The 1,301-nt window shown below is 65.1% G+C and carries 2 protein-coding genes and 1 pseudogene; all 3 read right to left on the reverse strand.

What is annotated here, in order from left to right:
- Window positions 1-78: 78 nt before the first annotated feature.
- Window positions 79-453 (reverse strand): transposase, encoded by a 375-nt coding sequence (locus AWC25_RS27930; RefSeq protein ID WP_483406795.1) that lies wholly within the window; start codon window positions 451-453, stop codon window positions 79-81.
- On the reverse strand, window positions 375-1,001 hold the full coding sequence (locus AWC25_RS27935) for a transposase (protein WP_476738834.1): 627 nt from the start codon (window positions 999-1,001) through the stop codon (window positions 375-377). The genes AWC25_RS27930 and AWC25_RS27935 overlap by 79 nt, the downstream gene beginning before the upstream one ends.
- Window positions 1,002-1,024: 23 nt before the next feature.
- Window positions 1,025-1,301, reverse strand: a pseudogene (locus AWC25_RS27940) (IS5/IS1182 family transposase); the annotation flags it as partial.

Genomic DNA, 1,301 nt, shown 5'->3' on the forward strand with positions numbered 1-1,301 from the left:
GGTCGACAGAAGAGGTCACCCCGCCGTTGTTCAGCGTGGCATCGCGGTAACGTGCTTGGCAATGACCAAGGGCGGCTGTTACGCCAGGGCCCAGGTGGTGGCGGTGTGGGTAAGGCCCAAAGTGATCAGGCGGCGCAGGTTGAGTGCAGCAGCGCGGTGGTGCAGCCAGTGGTCGTTTTTGATGATGCCGCGGTAGCGGACCTTGCGGTTGCCCCGAGTCAACCAGGCGATCGAGCGTTCCACCATGGGCCGGTGCTGGCGGTATTCGGCTTGCCAGTCGGGATCACGGGCGGTGCCGCGAGCGGCACGCAGCAATGGTTCATGTTCGGTAAGAGTGAGGCAACGTCCCCGTTTGGCGGTCGTGCATTGTGCAGTTAAAGGACAAGTGCGACAGTACTTTCGAACTTCACACCCCCGCTGGATGCGATCCCTACGGTGTGCTGTGCTGGGCATGTCACGGTGCGGGCATCGAAGTTGATGATGAAGTCGTCGCTGGTGAAACCGCCGGGCACCGGGGCGGGTAGCGGGATCGGTTTGATGAGCGCGGTATGCCCGCCAGCAGCGAGCGCAGCCCGCGCCGCCCCGGTGCCGTAGGCCGAATCACCCAGCACCTGAAGTGGGGTGCTCTCGTCGTTGAGCAGGGCCAGCCCAACGACGGCTTCGTGGTTATCGGCGCCGCTGGCTTTGGTCAACGCGCAGTCGGTGATGATCCCGGTATCGGACTCAACAGCGATGTGAGCTTTGAAGCCGTCCTGGCGGCGATGCACCGTCTTATGGGCGTGGCGGGTTTCAGGATCCACCGTAGAGATCACCCGGTCGGCGGTCACGTTCTGGGCGATCCACCAGTGCCCGTCGGTGCCATCCGAACCCTCCACGGGCTCGACATCCTGGCCGGCGACCAACACCAATAACGCCACCGCCTCGGCCGCACGCGGCCCCAGCTCCTGCTCGGGCAGATACCCCAGCACCCGGTGCGCATCGGTGACCAGAGCATCAACCAACTGGTCACGAGCGGCCTTATCGTTCAGGCAATCGACGGCTTGCCGGGATCGTCGTAGTCGTGGGCGGTGCAATGTGTCTGGATCACCTCGGCGGCGGCGGAGATTTCACGGCCGACCCGTCGAATCGCGGCGATGAGCTGGGTAACCGTGTCCTGGGTAGCCACCGCATCGTCGAGGACGGTGGAATCCAAGGCCCGCCGGGTCTTGCCGGCCAGCGCGCCGGTGGCTGTGACGACGGCCTTGACGGCATCGACGATCCGGTTCGGGTGATCCGAGGCCGCCAGCCGGCGCCGCCAGTAG

Origin of the sequence: Mycobacterium sherrisii, assembly GCF_002102355.1 — a bacterium.
Taxonomy (GTDB): Bacteria; Actinomycetota; Actinomycetes; order Mycobacteriales; family Mycobacteriaceae; genus Mycobacterium; species Mycobacterium sherrisii.